This window comes from Citromicrobium sp. JLT1363 (genome assembly GCF_000186705.1).
GTDB lineage: Bacteria > Pseudomonadota > Alphaproteobacteria > Sphingomonadales > Sphingomonadaceae > Alteriqipengyuania.
Window position 1 is genome coordinate 83,398 of the sequence record NZ_AEUE01000006.1, and the last position, 15,769, is coordinate 99,166.

The 15,769-nt window shown below is 64.3% G+C and carries 17 protein-coding genes and 1 tRNA gene; 9 read left to right on the forward strand and 9 right to left on the reverse strand.

Annotated features, from left to right (window positions below; genetic code table 11):
- Positions 1-4: 4 nt before the first annotated feature.
- Genes ADAD_RS0110185 through ADAD_RS0110205 form a run of 5 tightly spaced genes read right to left on the reverse strand, consistent with a single transcriptional unit; the run spans position 5 to position 5,805 of the window.
- Positions 5-532, reverse strand: coding sequence for a YcxB family protein (locus ADAD_RS0110185; protein ID WP_010413402.1), 528 nt, complete (start codon positions 530-532; stop codon positions 5-7).
- Positions 529-1,488 (reverse strand): prolyl aminopeptidase, encoded by a 960-nt coding sequence (gene pip / locus ADAD_RS0110190; RefSeq protein ID WP_010413404.1) that lies wholly within the window; start codon positions 1,486-1,488, stop codon positions 529-531. Before pip ends, ADAD_RS0110185 begins: the two co-directional genes overlap by 4 nt.
- The gene (locus ADAD_RS0110195) at positions 1,485-2,354 is read right to left on the reverse strand and encodes a phosphodiester glycosidase family protein (RefSeq protein ID WP_010413407.1); all 870 of its coding nucleotides are present in this window, start codon (positions 2,352-2,354) and stop codon (positions 1,485-1,487) included. Before ADAD_RS0110195 ends, pip begins: the two co-directional genes overlap by 4 nt.
- On the reverse strand, positions 2,351-3,868 hold the full coding sequence (trpE, locus tag ADAD_RS0110200; protein WP_010413409.1) for an anthranilate synthase component I: 1,518 nt from the start codon (positions 3,866-3,868) through the stop codon (positions 2,351-2,353). Before trpE ends, ADAD_RS0110195 begins: the two co-directional genes overlap by 4 nt.
- A 2-nt stretch (positions 3,869-3,870) precedes the next feature.
- Complete coding sequence (locus tag ADAD_RS0110205; RefSeq protein ID WP_010413411.1) at positions 3,871-5,805, reverse strand: peptidylprolyl isomerase; 1,935 nt, start codon at positions 5,803-5,805, stop codon at positions 3,871-3,873.
- 252 nt (positions 5,806-6,057) lie between these two features.
- Here ADAD_RS0110205 and tpiA point away from each other — a divergent pair, with 252 nt between their 5' ends.
- The 3 genes from tpiA to ADAD_RS0110220 all read left to right on the forward strand — a co-directional run bounded on the left by tpiA (position 6,058) and on the right by ADAD_RS0110220 (position 9,034).
- A complete protein-coding gene (tpiA, locus tag ADAD_RS0110210) occupies positions 6,058-6,828 on the forward strand; it encodes a triose-phosphate isomerase (protein WP_010413412.1) in 771 nt (256 codons plus the stop codon).
- A gap of 81 nt (positions 6,829-6,909) precedes the next feature.
- Positions 6,910-7,311, forward strand: coding sequence for a preprotein translocase subunit SecG (gene secG / locus ADAD_RS0110215; RefSeq protein ID WP_010413414.1), 402 nt, complete (start codon positions 6,910-6,912; stop codon positions 7,309-7,311).
- 88 nt (positions 7,312-7,399) lie between these two features.
- Complete coding sequence (locus ADAD_RS0110220) at positions 7,400-9,034, forward strand: CTP synthase (protein ID WP_010413416.1); 1,635 nt, start codon at positions 7,400-7,402, stop codon at positions 9,032-9,034.
- A 335-nt stretch (positions 9,035-9,369) separates the two neighbouring features.
- On the opposite strand, the gene ADAD_RS0110225 is transcribed toward ADAD_RS0110220, so the two are convergent.
- Positions 9,370-9,852 carry an Hsp20 family protein gene (locus tag ADAD_RS0110225; RefSeq protein ID WP_010413418.1) on the reverse strand — a complete coding sequence of 161 codons (483 nt, stop codon included), beginning with the start codon at positions 9,850-9,852 and terminating at the stop codon, positions 9,370-9,372.
- 143 nt (positions 9,853-9,995) lie between these two features.
- On the opposite strand from ADAD_RS0110225, the gene grxC reads away from it, so the two are divergent.
- The 6 genes from grxC (at position 9,996) to ADAD_RS0110255 (ending at position 12,908) form a co-directional block, all read left to right on the forward strand.
- Positions 9,996-10,256, forward strand: coding sequence for a glutaredoxin 3 (gene grxC / locus ADAD_RS0110230; RefSeq protein WP_010413421.1), 261 nt, complete (start codon positions 9,996-9,998; stop codon positions 10,254-10,256).
- A gap of 12 nt (positions 10,257-10,268) precedes the next feature.
- Complete coding sequence (locus ADAD_RS0110235; protein ID WP_029140060.1) at positions 10,269-11,096, forward strand: carbon-nitrogen hydrolase family protein; 828 nt, start codon at positions 10,269-10,271, stop codon at positions 11,094-11,096.
- The gene (locus ADAD_RS0110240) at positions 11,093-11,569 is read left to right on the forward strand and encodes a DUF1178 family protein (RefSeq protein ID WP_010413423.1); all 477 of its coding nucleotides are present in this window, start codon (positions 11,093-11,095) and stop codon (positions 11,567-11,569) included. Before ADAD_RS0110235 ends, ADAD_RS0110240 begins: the two co-directional genes overlap by 4 nt.
- Positions 11,570-11,637: 68 nt before the next feature.
- Entirely contained in the window at positions 11,638-12,024 is a 387-nt protein-coding gene (locus tag ADAD_RS0110245) for a phage tail protein (protein WP_010413424.1), read from the forward strand.
- A 46-nt stretch (positions 12,025-12,070) separates the two neighbouring features.
- Positions 12,071-12,147, forward strand: a tRNA-Arg gene (locus ADAD_RS0110250).
- 26 nt (positions 12,148-12,173) lie between these two features.
- Positions 12,174-12,908: a DUF1499 domain-containing protein gene (locus tag ADAD_RS0110255; protein ID WP_010413426.1), complete on the forward strand. Its 735-nt coding sequence runs from the start codon at positions 12,174-12,176 to the stop codon at positions 12,906-12,908.
- Positions 12,909-12,912: 4 nt separating this feature from the next.
- On the opposite strand, the gene ADAD_RS0110260 is transcribed toward ADAD_RS0110255, so the two are convergent.
- The 3 genes from ADAD_RS0110260 to hppD all read right to left on the reverse strand — a co-directional run bounded on the left by ADAD_RS0110260 (position 12,913) and on the right by hppD (position 15,613).
- On the reverse strand, positions 12,913-13,836 hold the full coding sequence (locus ADAD_RS0110260) for a mechanosensitive ion channel family protein (protein ID WP_010413428.1): 924 nt from the start codon (positions 13,834-13,836) through the stop codon (positions 12,913-12,915).
- An 83-nt stretch (positions 13,837-13,919) separates the two neighbouring features.
- Positions 13,920-14,498: a VOC family protein gene (locus tag ADAD_RS0110265; RefSeq protein ID WP_010413430.1), complete on the reverse strand. Its 579-nt coding sequence runs from the start codon at positions 14,496-14,498 to the stop codon at positions 13,920-13,922.
- Entirely contained in the window at positions 14,495-15,613 is a 1,119-nt protein-coding gene (hppD, locus tag ADAD_RS0110270) for a 4-hydroxyphenylpyruvate dioxygenase (RefSeq protein WP_029140061.1), read from the reverse strand. The genes ADAD_RS0110265 and hppD overlap by 4 nt, the downstream gene beginning before the upstream one ends.
- Positions 15,614-15,769: the final 156 nt, after the last annotated feature.

Here is a 15,769-nt window from a genome sequence, read left to right on the forward strand (position 1 = left end):
GTCCCTAAACCTTCTTCACACCCGCACCGTCCAACTGGCTTCTTAACGCGTCGATTTGCTCGCGACTTACCTGGGATTTCGGTACAAAGTGGGCGTAAGTGCTTGTCCGGTAGAGTAATATGAAACGCTCGTTCTCTGCCCACTTAACCCATCGGTTCCATGCGAGTGCCAACGTCGACGTGCAATCAGCAATTTTCAATTCGGTGTCGTCAAATGAGAACTCGACGCTTTCTCCGTCGAGCATGAGCTGGGCGTACGCCTTTCGGACGCTCCGAGGCACACACCAGAGCCAGTAAAGGGAGGTCAGGAAAAGGCATCCGACTGCAATCGCGATTCCGACCAATGCGGAGGTAACGAAAGAGAAAATCGAGTGCTCATCGACGCCAAATTCTATGATGGCGGTCATGAGGATCGCCACCAAGGCAATGTACCGAATTGCCCCCTTCCACATCCATCGCTTGCGAACAGTGAACCAGCTCGCAGCTAGCATCTCGGCGTAGTTGTATTGGAACGTGAACTTGCGCTCGCTCATGCGCCCGCCAACTTGTCCGTAGCCCTCACCAGACCGTCGATAATGCCGGTCTCGCTGGCGGAGTGGCCCGCATCGTGGACGATCCACAGCTCGACCTCGGGCCAGGCCTTCTTCAGCTCCCATGCGGAGGTCGGCGGGGTGCAGATGTCGTGGCGGCCCTGCACGATGATGCCGGGGATGCCCTGCAATTTGCCGACGTCGCGCAGCAGCTGGTTCTCTTCCAGCCAGAATTTCTCGCGGAAAAAGCGGGCGGAGATGCGGGCCATGGGCAGGGCCTTCGCCGCATCGGCGTAATCCTCGACCAGTTCGGGCTTGGGCAGCAGCGTGGCGACCTGGCCTTCCCACACGGACCATGCGCGCGCCGCCTCCAGCCGCGTTGCGTCGTCGTCGGCGGTGAGCTTGCGATAGAACGCATCGATCAGCTCATCACGCTCGTTCTCGGGAATGACCGAGACGAAATCGTCCCACGCCTCGGCCATGATCTCGCTCGCGCCGTAGCTGTACAGCCAGTCGAGCTCCTTCTGGCGGGCGAGGAACACGCCGCGCAGCACCAGCTCGGTGGTCCGCTCGGGGTAGGCCTGCGCGTAGGCGAGCGAGAGCGTGGCGCCCCAGCTGCCGCCGAATACCTGCCATGCCTCGTGCCCGCACATCTGGCGCAGCCGCTCGATATCCTCGACGATCCGCCAGGTGTCGTTGTATTCCAGCTCCGCGAAAGGCGTGGACTTGCCGCAGCCACGCTGGTCGAACAGCAGGACGTCGTACTTTTCCGGGTTCCACTGGCGGCGATGCGCCGGACCCATGCCGCCGCCCGGCCCCCCGTGCAGGAACACCGCAGGCTTCGCGCCCGGCGTGCCGACCCGCTCGTAATAGAGCGAGTGCCCTTCGCCGACATCGAACATGCCGGTCTCGTAAGGTTCGATTTCGGGGTAGAGGGTGCGTTCGTATTCCATGTTCATTCCTTGGCTTCGACGACCACCAGCGGGCCGAGGTCGGCGCGTGTGTCCATCCGTCCGCGTGCAGGGTCCCACAGGCTGGATACGCTGCCGTCGAGATAGAGCGCGTTGGGCGTTCCCGCCACGTCGCGGAAGAAGCGCGCGAACTGGCCGAAGCTGACCGGGCGGGCGGTGATCGCGAAATGCGCCTTGCCGTCCTTGTCCACGCCCACCCCGTTGCGGATGCGCTTCGACGGGCCGTCTTCCGAAATCCTGGGATGGATCGAACCGTCGATCACCAGCATCGGGCCGCTCTGCGTGCCGAAATCGGGCCGGTCGCCCACGGTGCTGTAGAAGTCTTCGGTCGTCTTGATCCGCCACGTGCCGCCGGTGCCGTAGAACACGCCGTTGGGCTTGAGATGGAAATTTCCCGAGCCTTCGTTGCGGTTGAGTTCCTGCAGACGCTCGCGGTCCTCGACGTAATAGCCGATCGGCTTGCCTTCGCCATCGTACATTCCGGCATTCATCGCAAAGGCCACACGCGGGGCATCCTCGCCCCTTGCGGCGGATAGCTTCGCCAGGCTGCGATAAGGCGGGGAGCCGAGCACCATGCGCACGCGATGCTCCGCCGGGTCGGCGACGCAATGGGTGAACACCACGTCTTCGAACCGGACGGGCTCGCACGCCGAATCCTCGGGGTTGGCGGTTTCGCTGGGCGTTGGGGTCGGGCTGGGGGAGGGCGCGGCCTTTTTCTCCCCCGCACTTGCGATCTCGACGCCCTTTTCGCCGCTTATATCGGTGCGGATCACCGGTTCGCCGGGCTGCGACTGGTCGCAGGCCGCCAGCGAGACGAGGCAGAGCGCGAGGAGAGAGGCAGAACGAAAGCTCATTGGCCGAACCCCGCTTCGCCTGCCACCCGCACGGCTTCGCGCGCGGCGGCCAGCAGAGCGCCCGCCTTGGCCTCGCACTCGCGTTGTTCGGAGGCCGGATCGCTGTCCGCGACGATGCCGGCCCCGGCGGTAACGTGCAGCGTGCCGTCCTTCACCAGGCCGGTGCGCAACACGATGCACGAATCGAAGCTGCCATCGGGCGCGAAATAGCCCACGCCGCCAGCGTAGGGGCCGCGCTTCTCGCTCTCCAGTTCGGCGATGATCTCGCACGCGCGCAGTTTGGGCGCGCCGCTGACCGTGCCTGCGGGAAAACCTGCGAACAGCGCGTCGAGCGCGTCCTTGCCCTTGGCGAGCCTGCCGGTGACGTTGCTGACGATGTGCATGACGTGGCTATAGCGCTCCACCATGAAGCTGTCCGTCACTTCCACGCTTCCTGCCTGCGCAACCCGCCCCACATCGTTGCGCCCCAGATCGAGCAGCATCAGATGCTCGGCACGCTCCTTGGGATCGGCTAGCAGTTCGCGCTCGGCAGCGCGGTCGGCTTCGGGGGTGGCCCCGCGTGGCCGCGTGCCTGCGATGGGGCGGACGGTGACTTCCTCGTTCCGCAGCCGCACCAGGATCTCCGGGCTCGATCCCACGATCCCGACATCGGGCAGATCGAGGAGGTAGAGGAAGGGCGAGGGGTTCACTCTGCGCAGCGCGCGATAGAGCGCCATCGCGGAATGCGGGAAGGGTGTGGTGAACCGTTGGGCGAGGACGACCTGAAAGATGTCGCCTGCCACGATGTAGTCCTGCGCTCGCGCCACGCGCGCGGCGTAATCCTCGGGCGCCACGGTGGGCTGCAGATCCATGTCGTCAGGGTCGGGCGCGGGCGCTGCCTCGTCGTCCCGGCCGTGCGGCAAGGGCTGCGAGAGGCGGCGCAGCGCTTCTTCGATACGCTCGCCCGCAGTGTCGATCGCCTGCTCGGGCTGCGTCTCGGAAGGCCAGACCGGCGCGATGAGGAAGACCTCGTCGGTCAGCGCGTCGAATACCAGCAGCAGGCCGGGGCGGGTGAACACCATGTCCGGCAGGTCGAGCGGGTCCTCGCTTGCGCGGGGCAGCCGTTCGACCAGCGCGATGGTCTCGTAGCCGAAATAGCCGACCAGCAGGGCAAGGGCGGGCGGCAACCCTTCGGGCGTGGGCATCGCGCTTTCGGCAAGCACCGCGCGCAGCGCGGAAAGAGCGTCACCATCGGTTTGCACGAAGGCTTGCCGATCCGTGCGCCAGTCGCGGTTGATCTGCGCGCCATCGCCTTCGGCGCGGAGCACCAGATCGGGGTCCAGGCCCAGCAGGCTGTAACGCGCGCGCGCTTCCCCGCCCTCGACCGATTCGAGCAGGAAGTCGCCGCGCTTGTCTTCCATCAGCGCGAGGGCCGCGCCCACCGGGGTCAGCGTATCGGCGATGGCCCGTTGCCAGACCAGCGCGGGAAGCCCCTGCGACAGCCGTTCGCGTGCTGCGTCGCGATTGCGCAGCACGCCTAGTTCGTCGCGCCGGTCATCTCGCGCCGCAGCGATGCGACCGCATCGTCGTTGCGCTCGACCTTCACGTCGCTGCGGATCGCGACGCGCAGCTGGTCGCCATATTCGCGGCTGAGAACTTCGCCATAGCCCGAGCGGGCCTCTGCGATCAGGGGATCGTCATTCTCGATATCGCCCTGGGTGATCTCGTCCAGCGAGACGATGAAGAAACCGCCATCGTTGGGCACGGCAAGGCGCTTGGCAGTGCCTTCGGTCATGGCGAAGAACAGGGCGAGCGGCGGGTTGGGGCGCTGCTGCTGCATCAGTTCCTCGCGCGTGATCGAGAGCGGTTGGGGCGGCGGCAGGCGCGTTTCCTCCGCGCGGACGGCGGCGGCCAGTGTGCTGCCTTCGTCGACGCGCTTCAGAATGCGTTCGGCCGCGGCCTTTGCCGCCTTCGCACCCTCGGCAAGCTTCCAGCGGGCCACGGCGTCCTCGCGGATTTCAGACAGCGGGGGCGCGGCCGAGCGCGTGATCGATGCCGCTTCGAACAGGACGAAGGTCTCGCCCGTCTCGACCTCGGCGATCTGGGGCTGGCCTTCTTCCATCTGGAACGCGGTGGCCACCAGCGGCTGAACAAGCTCCGGTGCGGTTTCGCCCTGTTCGCCGAAAACGGCGCCGGACGCGGTAAGCGGACGGGTCGTTTCGACCTCCAGATCGAGCGCCTCGGCCACTTCGCGGAAGGATTCGCCGCTGCTCACCCGCTGCTCGATTTCGGACGCGAGTTCGTTCAGCGCACGGCGCTGCTTCTCGTTGCGCAGGGCCTCCGCGATCTCGGGCCGTGCTTCCTGCAGCGAACGCGCGGGAATTGCTGTGACATCGTCGATCCGCACGACGTGGAAGCCCAGCGGGCTGCGCGCGATCTCGGCCACATCGCCCTCGTCCGCACCGAATACGGCATTTGCGACGGCGGCATTCGCGCTCTGGGCGTAATCTTCCTTCACGATCGGGCCGATCTCGCTGGCTTCGAGCCCGGCTTCGGACGCCACCGCGTCGATCGAGGCGCCGCCCTGGATGCGCTCCCGGAAGCTCTCCGCCGCCTGGCGCGTCGGTACGATCACCTGGGTGAAGGTGCGTTCTTCGCTCGCACGGTAGAGTTCGGCGTTCTGTTCGTAGCGCTGGCGGATTTCGGCGTCGGTTGGCTGGGTCCGTTCGTCCAGCGCATCGGCGCCGAACGTGGCGTAACGGATGCGGCGGCGTTCGGGCCGGATGAAATCCGAACGGTTTTCGCGGTAGAATGTCTCCAGCTGTTCGTCGCTCGGCTCGTTCTCCGGCACGAACAGTTCGGAGGGCAGGATCGCGACCGAACCATCACGGCTCTCACGCAGCTGCGCGGCGTAGCGGCGCACGATGCTGTCGGGGAACTTGGCGCCGAAAACAGCGGGAATCAGAACCTGCCGCGCAATCAGCCCATCGCTGAGGTCCTCGCGCACGATCTGGTCGGTCAGTCCCTGGCTGCGCAGCGCCTGCTGGTACAGGTCCTGGCTGAAATTGCCGTCCGCGCCCCGGAATGCGGGCAGCTGCATGATCTCGCTGTTGATAAGGTTCTCGCCCGCGCGCAGGCCCACCAGGCGCCCGAATTCGGAGACCGCGACGCGGTCCAGCAGCGTGTCGAGCACCTGGGTCAGACCGCCATCCTCGATGAACTGTTCCATCGACAGCGTCGGCTCGTTCGCCTGCACCTGGCGCAGCGCATTGTCGGTCGACTGGCGCAGATCCGCGGTGGTGACTTCCTCGTCGCCCACGACTGCCACGTTGTTGGTGCCCGAAAGGCCGCCGAAGGTGCCGGTGGTGGAAACGTCGGCACTGGCGAAGGCGAGCGCGATCAGGACCAGAAAGCCGATCGTCAGCGCGAGGCCCAGCTTCGACTGGAAGAAGGAACGAAAGAAGTTTATCATCAGCGGGCTAGCCTTGGCCTGGGGGGCATTACTTAGGGCAGGGGTGGCGCACGCAAGGGCGCAATCCCATGCGTCTCAGCGGCGATCCTTAGTTCGCTCGGCGGATCGCCGCAAGGCGTACCACGAGGGGACGGCAAAGGGGTCACAAGGGGTTTTGACTGTGCCTCGGACCTCGGCTACCGCCCCCGGTCTGCGCTCGGGCGACAGGCCCGTGCGATCAATCATTTCTACAATAGCAGGACACTCAGGGAAATGGCGCAACGCCCTTTCATCGTAGGCAACTGGAAGATGCACGGCACGCGTGCAATGCTCTCCGAAGCGCGCGCGATCGACCGCGCGGCGCAGCGGCTCATGCAGGTCGAAATCGCTCTGGCTCCGCCGTTCACGCTGATCCACCCCGTGCGGCGCGAGGCCGAGCAGATCGGCGTGGGCGCGCAGGATTGCCATCCGGCGGATGGCGGCGCCTTCACGGGTGACATTTCCGCCGCGATGGTCGCCGATGCGGGCGCGGGCTTCGTGATTCTCGGCCACAGCGAACGGCGCGAGACCCATGGCGAGAAGGACAAGCTGATCGCGGAGAAGGGCAAGGCTGCCCTGGATGCCGGGCTCAAGCTGATCCTGTGCTGCGGCGAGAATCAGGAAAAGCGCGATTCGGGCAAGGCGACCGACCATGTGCTCAGGCAGATCAAGGCCTCGCTCCCCGCGGACATCGAAGATCCGGTCGAGCGGCTGACGATCGCCTATGAACCCATCTGGGCCATCGGAAGCGGCAAGGCGGCGAGCGTGGAAGACATCGTCGAGATGCACACCGCGATTCGCGCCTTCCTGGTGAAGACCTTCGGCGAAGAAGACGGCGCGGGCATCCGGATCATCTACGGCGGTTCGGTCAATGCCGAGAACGCGGCGGAGATCATCGCGGGCGACGAGGTCGGCGGTGCGCTGGTCGGCGGGGCAAGCCTGTCTGCCGAAAGCTTCATGAATATCGTTCTGGCGGTGCAGGAAGTCATCGCCAACAGGGACTGACCACCGGCGTCCCTGCTTGCGCAGGGGCCCGCCAGTTACTAGCTCTCCCCCCGATCCGTACTTGCGAAAGCCGTTTTGCCGATGTTTCTATTTCTCACCGTTCTCCAGGCCCTGGTCGCAGCAGCGCTGGTCGGAGTGATCCTCATGCAGCGCTCCGAAGGCGGTGGGCTGGGCATTGGCGGCGGCGGTTCGCCGGGCGGCATGATGAGCGCGCGCGGCGCGGCCGATTTCCTGACCCGGGCCACGCGCTGGCTCGCGGTCGCCTTCGTCGTCCTGTCGATCATCCTCGCCGCGATGGCGGTGGATATCTCGGGCGGTTCGGCCATCGAATCGACGCTCGACCGGAATGTGACGAGTTCGCCCGCTCCTGCCGATCCGCTGGCGGAAAACGGGCCGCTCGACAGCGAGGGGCTGGACGGTGATCCGCCGGTCGAATCGGTGCCTGACGCCGATGCCGATCCGCTCGAAGGCGCGACCGAGTAAAATTCGACCCAGATTTCGGGGATTGAGGCGAGCCGCGCTTCGCAGCGGCTTGCCTTTGCCCATCAACGCGACGTAAGGGCCAAATCCCATGGCGCGGTATATTTTCATCACCGGCGGCGTGGTCTCCTCGCTCGGCAAAGGTCTCATGGCGGCATCGCTTGGCGCGTTGCTGCAGGCGCGTGGCTACAAGGTCCGCATCCGCAAGTTCGATCCGTATCTGAACGTCGATCCGGGAACCATGAGCCCGTATCAGCACGGCGAGGTCTTCGTGACCGACGACGGGGCGGAGACCGACCTCGATCTGGGCCATTATGAGCGCTTTACCGGCGTTTCCGCGCACCAGGGCGACAACATCACCTCTGGCCGGGTCTATCAGGACATCATCGCCAAGGAGCGCCGCGGCGATTACCTGGGCGCGACGGTGCAGGTCGTCCCGCACGTCACCGACGCTATCAAGCAGTTCGCGCTGGCCGACCAGGGCGATCATGATTTCATCCTGTGCGAAATCGGCGGCACGGTGGGCGACATCGAATCGCTGCCCTTCATGGAAGCGATTCGCCAGCTCAGGAACGAGCTGGAGCCGATGCAGACGCTCAGCGTGCATGTGACGCTGGTGCCCTACATCGCTGCCGCCGGAGAGCTGAAGACCAAGCCCACGCAGCACTCGGTCCGCGAACTCGCCGCGCTGGGCATCAAGCCCGACGTCCTGCTGTGCCGGTCCGAGCATTTCCTGCCCGAGGCCGAGCGGCGCAAGATCGCCAATTTCTGCAACGTGCGTCCCGAGGCCGTGATTCCCGCTCTCGATGCGGCATCGATCTACGCGGTGCCGCTGCAGTACCACGAGGAAGGGCTGGACCGCGAAGTGCTGCGCGGCTTCGGCATTACCGACGCGCCCGAGCCCAATCTGGCCCCGTGGCGCGAAGTGACCGACCGCTTCTTCCACCCCGAAGGCGAAGTCACCATCGGCGTGGTCGGCAAGTATGTCGGCCTGAAGGACGCCTACAAGTCGCTCAACGAAGCGCTGGTGCATGGCGGCATGGCGAACCGCGCGCGGGTCCATCTCAAGTGGATCGACGCGGAAATCTTCGAACGCGATCCGTCCGAAATCGTCGGCGAACTGGAGCCGCTGCACGGCATCCTCGTACCCGGCGGTTTCGGGGAGCGGGGCAGCGAGGGCAAGATCGCCAGCGTACGCTTCGCGCGTGAGCGCAAGGTGCCGTTCTTCGGCATCTGCCTTGGCATGCAGATGGCCTGCATCGAAAGCGCGCGGGCAGCCGGGGTCGAAACTGCCTCTTCAACCGAATTCGGCGAAACGGACGAGCCGGTGGTGGGCATCATCACCGAATGGATGACCAAGGAAGGTCTGGAAACCCGCGCCGCCGACGGAGATCTGGGCGGCACTATGCGGCTCGGCGCTTACGAGGCGAAGCTGGCCGAAGGCAGCCGGATCAGCGCGATCTACGGCAACGCGAGCGAGATTTCGGAACGCCACCGCCATCGTTACGAAGTGAACGGTGCCTACCGCGAAAGGCTGGAGAATGACGGGCTGGTGTTTTCCGGCATGTCGCCAGACGGCCTGCTGCCCGAAATCGTGGAACGGCCCGATCACCCCTGGTTCGTCGGCGTGCAGTTCCACCCGGAATTGAAATCGCGGCCGTTCGATCCCCATCCGCTATTCGCGGATTTCGTGGCCGCAGCCCTCAGGCAATCACGCCTCGTCTAAAGCATTGGGGTGTAATCCCAATCTGCATTAGGCGCGTGCCAAGTCAAACCCCCTTTATCTTTATCGTGATTTACGCCATAGCCTCGCCCTCGCGTTGTTGGGGGCAGCGTGTGTTTTTTGGGGGATCCCAATTTACCAGCTTGTCCCGGGTTTGATCGTCTTCTGCGACCCGGACGGGCAGACCCGGCCAAGGCGGCCTATGCCGTGGGGCGGCTCCTGTGGGGTCGCCCCAAACTCAAGTAAAACCTGCCGAAAATAAGAAATGCCCGCCCCCACGAATGGTGAGGACGGGCATCGTTTCAGCTGCGTGCCTTGGGGGGCAATGTCGCTCGCGCTCAGGCGGCGTCGCGATCCGAATCTTCGCTCTCGGATGAATCCACGATGCTGAGCGAGGACTGCTGGCCGTTGATGGCGATCTTCTTCGGTTTCATCGCCTCGGGCACTTCGCGCAACAGGTCGATCACCAGCAGGCCGTCGGCAAGGTTCGCGTTCGAAACGCGCACGTGATCGGCCAGTTCGAAGCGACGTTCGAACCCGCGATTGGCGATACCGACATGCAGCATCTCGCCCTGTTCGGCGTTCTCTTCCTGCTTGCGGCCGGTGACCGTCAGCAGGTTCTGCTGCGCGGTGATGTCGATATCGGCCGGGCGGAAGCCTGCCAGCGCCAGCGTGATGCGAAATTCATCGTCGCCGCGCTTCTCGATATTGAAAGGGGGGTAGTTGTCGCCGGAGTTGCGGACCGAGCTTTCCAGCAGGTCGAACAGGTGGTCGAAACCGACCGTGCTGCGGCGATAGGGAGTGAAATCGATACGTTCCATTGAAACAAATCCTCCATTGAGCGATTCTGTCAGTTACATGGTGTCCGGATCGACCCGTTATGGCATCGCCGGACAGATCGAATGTAGGGTGCGCCAGAAGCGGTGCAAGAGCCTGCATGCAGCACGAAAAAAAGGAATGAGCAGTGGCAGCCAAGGTCGATATCTACACGAAGTTCGGTTGCGGATACTGCTTCCGTGCCAAATCGCTGCTCGACGAGAAGGGCGTGGACTACAACGAGTACGACATCACGATGGGCGGGGAGAAGCGTGACGAGATGCAGGAACGTGCACCCAATGCGCGTACCGTGCCGCAGATATTCATCGGCGAAACGCATGTCGGCGGATCGGATGAGCTTGCCGCGCTGGAACGTGCGGGCAAGCTTGATGCAATGCTCGAAGGCTGACGCGCGCGGTTCATGACGAAAATTGCCGTCTTCCAGATGACTTCGGGCATCGACCCGGAGGTCAACGCCAACGCCTTGATCGCGGCGATGGCCGACGCGCGCGCGGGCGGGGCGGACATGCTGTTCGCGCCCGAGATGGCGCTACTGCTGGATCGCGACCGCAAGCGTGCGGGAAACACTATCGAAAGTGCGGATTATTCCGCGCTGGTAGAGAGGATTTGCGCGGCTGCGAAAGAACACGCGGTCTGGGTGACGTTCGGCCTGCCGGTAAGGCTGGATGGCGGCAAGCTTGCCAATCGCTCGCTCCTGATCGCGCCGTCGGGCGAAATCGCAGGCCAGTACGACAAGCTACACATGTTCGATGTCGACCTCGACAGTGGCGAGAGCTGGCGCGAATCGAATGCCTACCAGCCGGGTGATGCGCTGTCCGTCACCGACGACACGCCTGCCGGACGGCTCGGCCTGACGATCTGCTACGACATCCGCTTTCCTGCGCTGTTCGATGCGCTGGGCCGGGCGAAATGCGACATGATCGCGATTCCCGCCGCCTTCACCGTGCCCACCGGAACGGCGCACTGGCACACGCTGGTGCGCGCCCGCGCGATCGAGGCGAGCGCCTTCGTGGTCGCCGCGGCGCAGGTGGGTGAGCATGCGGATGGGCGCAAGACCTATGGCCACTCGCTGGTGGTGGACCCGTGGGGCGAAGTGCTGCTCGACATGGGCAGCGACGAGGCGGGCGTCGGCTTTGCCGATATCGAGGCGGAACGCATCGCACAGGTGCGCAAGCAGGTGCCCAGCCTTGCCAATCGCCGCGCGATTCCCGATCTGGACGCGCGATGATCGTATTCGACCTTTCCTGCGAGGATGGCCACCGCTTCGAGGCCTGGTTCCGCTCGTCCTCGGCTTTCGAGGATCAGAGCGCGAAGGGGCTGCTGATGTGCCCGCACTGCGGATCGGGCGCGGTCACCAAGGCGCCCATGGCGCCCGCCGTGCCCGCCAAGGGCAATGCACGCCCCGCTGTCCCGGCGAAGACGGAGCCGGAGCCGGAGGCGACCAGCCAGGGCGGAGCGCTACCCCCCGCGGTGCGCGAAGCGATGCAGAAGCTCGCCAGGCTTCAGGCCGATACGATCAAGCAGAGCACCTGGGTCGGCAGCCGGTTCGCCGAGGAAAGCCGCGCGATGCATTATGGCGAGAAGGACGCGGCGCTGATCCACGGGAAGGCCGATGCGAAAGAAGCGCGCGAACTGCTTGAAGAAGGCATCACCGTCGCGCCGCTGCTGATCCCCTTCACGCCGCCCGACGAGACGAACTAGACCGCCTTTTGACAGATCGAACCTTTTGGCTAGGTTGCCGCACGGGTCAGGTTATCGAGGGGATATCTATGAAATTCGGGCTTCTTGTCGCTTCCGTGGCTGCGATCGCCAGCATGTCCATCATCACACCTGCCAGGGCTTCCGCCGATCCTCTGATCGGCGAGATCATGATGGTCGGCTATCAATGGTGCCCGCGCGGATGGGAGGAAGCGAACGGTCAACTTCTCCCGATTAGTGAGAACGGCGCGCTCTTCTCGCTGTACGGGACCACTTACGGCGGCGATGGGCGGAGCACATTCGCATTGCCCGACCTGCGAGGGCGCGCACCGGTTCACGTCGGCCCGGGCAATCGCCTGGGGGAAGAGGGCTCGGTCGGCGGCGATGGCAGCGAACTCGGCACCCGAACCCTGCGTTTCTGCGTAGCGACGCGAGGCATCTACCCCTCGCGCAATTGAGCGGGATTGCGGGCGCGCGTGGGGGTGGCTAATGCTCCAGCCCGGCGCGCCCGTAGCTCAGGTGGATAGAGCATCGGATTCCTAATCCGGGGGCCACAGGTTCGAGTCCTGTCGGGCGCACCACGCAATTTTCGAGGGGGGACGGGCCGATGACTCACAAGTGGACGAGGGCGCTCTCCTGGCTCGCCCTGCTGCTGGCGCTGGGCGCGACGATCGTCGCGTTTACCGGGATGACGCTCGCGCGGGTCGATCGGATCGGCAAGCTGGAGGGCTTCGGCTATCTCGCCAGCTCCGCCCCATTCGCCGCCGCTGCGCTGGTAATCGGCCTGATTGCGATCATTCTGAACTGGCGCAAGGGATGGCCCGCGCGGCGTGCCGCACTGCTCGGCTTCCTGATTGCGCTGGGTTTCGTCGGATCGCTTGCGGTGCGCGTCCTGATGAGTTCGGACGCGCCGATGATCCACGATGCAACCACCGATCTGGCGGATGTGCCGCAATTCGAGGCGATCACGCTGCCGGACGACAATCTGCGGGGGCTCGATAACGAGGCGAAGTGGGTCGCGCTGCACGAGGAAGGCTACCCCGATCTGCGCAGCGTGGTGCTAGATCGGCCGGTCGCGCAGACAATCCTGGATGCCGAGACGCTGGCAGAAGAGCGCGGGTGGACAATCCGCGCGGTCGAACCAGAGGAAGGGCGGCTCGAGGCGACAGCCTATGCCTCTTACATCAGGTTCGAGGACGAGGTGGTGATCCGCGTTCGTCCGGACGGGGCGGGGCGCAGTCTGGTCGACATGCGCTCCACCAGCCGGGTCGGCATCGGCGACCTTGGCGTGAATGCGCAGCGGATCCACGATTTCCTCGAGGATCTCGCCGCGGTCAGATAAGCGCCTAGCCTTCCACGCTTTCGCCCGGGTCGCGGCCCATGGGCACGCGTTCCTTGAAGGTGTGGGTGATGTAGGGGAAGGGGATTTCGATCCCGGCTTCGTCCAGCCCGCGCTTGATTGCGCGCACGACCTTGTCCGTGCTCTCCCACCCGTTGCGGGGTGTGGAGCCCGCATGCCAGCGGACGAGGAAATCGACCGAGCTGGAATTGAAGGTGGTCGCAAACACATCGATCCCCTTGTCGATCTCTATGCCTTCCACGCCTTCGACCGCCTTGCGGATGATCTGCGCCGCGTGGTCCAGATCGGTGTCGTAGGATACGCCGGCGACCACTTCATGGCGGCGAAGGTTCTCGTCGGTCAGGATTTCAACCGGGTTCTTGAAGATCATGGAGTTGGGGACGATCGTCAGCTCGCCCGACAGCTTGCGCACATGGGTTTCGCGCAAGGTGATGTGCTCGACCTTGCCCTTGATGCCTTCGCACTCGATCACGTCGCCGATGCGCATCTTCTCGCGCAGCATGATCAGCACGCCCGCCATGAAGTTCTCGAAGATGTCCTGAAAGGCGAAGCCGATGGCGACCGCGCCGATGCCGAGCCCGGCGATCAGGCTGGCGGGCGTCATCCCGGGCATGACCACGATCAGTGCGATCATCAGCCCGATGATCCAGATGCCCAGCTTCACGACGGTATCGATCAGATTCAGCAAGGAAGGGCGCATGTCGGTCTTGCCGATGGCGCGGCTGACCCCGCGCACCGCGAGGCGGGCCACAATCCACGTAACCAGCAGGATGACGATGGCGATGGCGAAATTGGGGAGGGCACGGATGAAGCCCTCCGCCATGTCGACCAGCTGGTCCTGCAAGGTGCCCAGCGTATTGACGGTTTGGTCGTAGGTTTCGCCCGCAGGCGTGGTATTCGGTACGCTCATGAAACTCCCCGTTTTGCGCCATTAACGGCGCAAAAGTGCTGGGGGTTCCGGACTGCCCGAAAGGCGGTAGCCGAAAAGGCGGCTTATTCGCCTTTGGCCTTTGCGTGCTCTTCTCGCGCGATTTCGTGCAGCCATGCGGCGTGCTGCGGAGCCTTTTTGGTCTCGCTCCATTCGTCGAGCATCGGCATGGCAACGCGCTTCAGTTCCGCATATTGCTCATCCGTGCCGATATCGGCGGCGAGCTCCACGCGGTGGCCATTGGGGTCGAAAAAGTAGATCGACTTGAAGATGCCGTGGTGCGTGGGGCCGAGCACATCGATGCCGAGGCCTTCGATATGTTCTTTCGCTGCCACCAGCGCATCCTCGTCCGCGACCTTGAACGCCAGGTGCTGGACCCATTGCGGCGTATTCTCGTCGCGGCCCATGTCCTTCTGGTTGGGCAGTTCGAAGAAGGCGAGGATGTTGCCGTTACCTGCGTCGAGGAAGACGTGCATGTACGGATCGTACTCGCCCGTGGAGGGTACGTGATCCTCCGAAAAGGCGCTGGTATATTCCATGCCCAGCACCTTCTCGTACCACTCGACGGTCTCTTTCGCATCCTTGCAGCGATAGGCGGCGTGGTGGACGCCGCCCAGCTTCACCGGGTGGGTCGCATCGTTCATTCGGCCGGCTCCGACACGGTCTTCGCGTCTTCAACGTTCAGAACGCCGCGGCGCACCTGATCGCGCTCCATGCTTTCGAACAGCGCCTTGAAGTTGCCTTCGCCAAAGCCTTCGTCACCCTTGCGCTGGATGAATTCGAAGAACACCGGGCCGACCTGCGCTTCCGCGAAAATCTGCAGCAGCAGACGCGGCTGGCCGCCTTCGGTCGTCCCGTCGAGCAGGATGCCGCGCGCCTTGAGTTCGTCGACCGGCTGGCCGTGATCGGGCAGGCGTTCGGGCAGCATTTCGTAATAGGTTTCGGGCGGCGCCGTCATGAACGGCACGCCGAATTCCTTGAGCTTGTCCCACGCGGTGATCAGATCGTCGCAGATCAGGGCGATGTGCTGGATGCCTTCACCGTTGAATTCGCGCAGGAACTCCTCGATCTGGCCGCCGCCGCCCTTGGCTTCCTCGTTCAGCGGAATGCGGATCTTGCCGTCGGGCGCGGTCAGCGCCTTGGAGGTGAGGCCGGTATATTCGCCCTTGATGTCGAAGAAGCGGATTTCCTGGAAGTTGAACAGCTTCTCGTACCAGTCGGCCCAGTAGGCCATGCGCCCGCCGTAGACGTTGTGCGTGAGGTGGTCGATCCGCTGGAAGCCCGCGCCCTCGGGGTACTTTTCCACGCCATCGAGATATTCGAAGTCGATGTCGTAGATCGAAAGATCGTCCGCGCCTTCATCGGCATAGCGGTCGATGATGTAGATCAGCGCGCCGCCAATGCCCTTGATGGCAGGGATGGAGAGTTCCATCGGTCCGGTCTGCGTGTCGACGGGTTCGGCGCCGGCGTCCATCAGCCTTGCCCACGCCTCGGCCGCATCCTTCACGCGGAAGCCCATGCCGCAGGCGCTGGGGCCATGTTCGCGCGCGAAGTACCACGCCGCGCTCATCGGTTCGTAATTGGTGACGAGGTTGATGTTGCCCTGCCGCCAGAGCTGCACGTCCTTGGAACGGTGGTTTGCGACATGCGTGAAGCCCATGGCCTGGAACACCGGTTCCAGGGTGCCCTTTTCCGGGGCGCAGAATTCGACGAACTCGAACCCGTCGAGACCAATCGGATTTTCGAAAAGGTCGGCCATGGCGGCATCCTCCATATCAGTGCGATGTTACGTGACGGGCCGCGGCAGCTGCTGGTTGGGGGAAGCGCGCCCGGGTTGGGGCCGAGCTAGGTCTGCCGCGCCAGCCTGTCAATCTTGGTAACGGGTGCGCGGGGCGGCAGGTTCCGTAACGGCAAG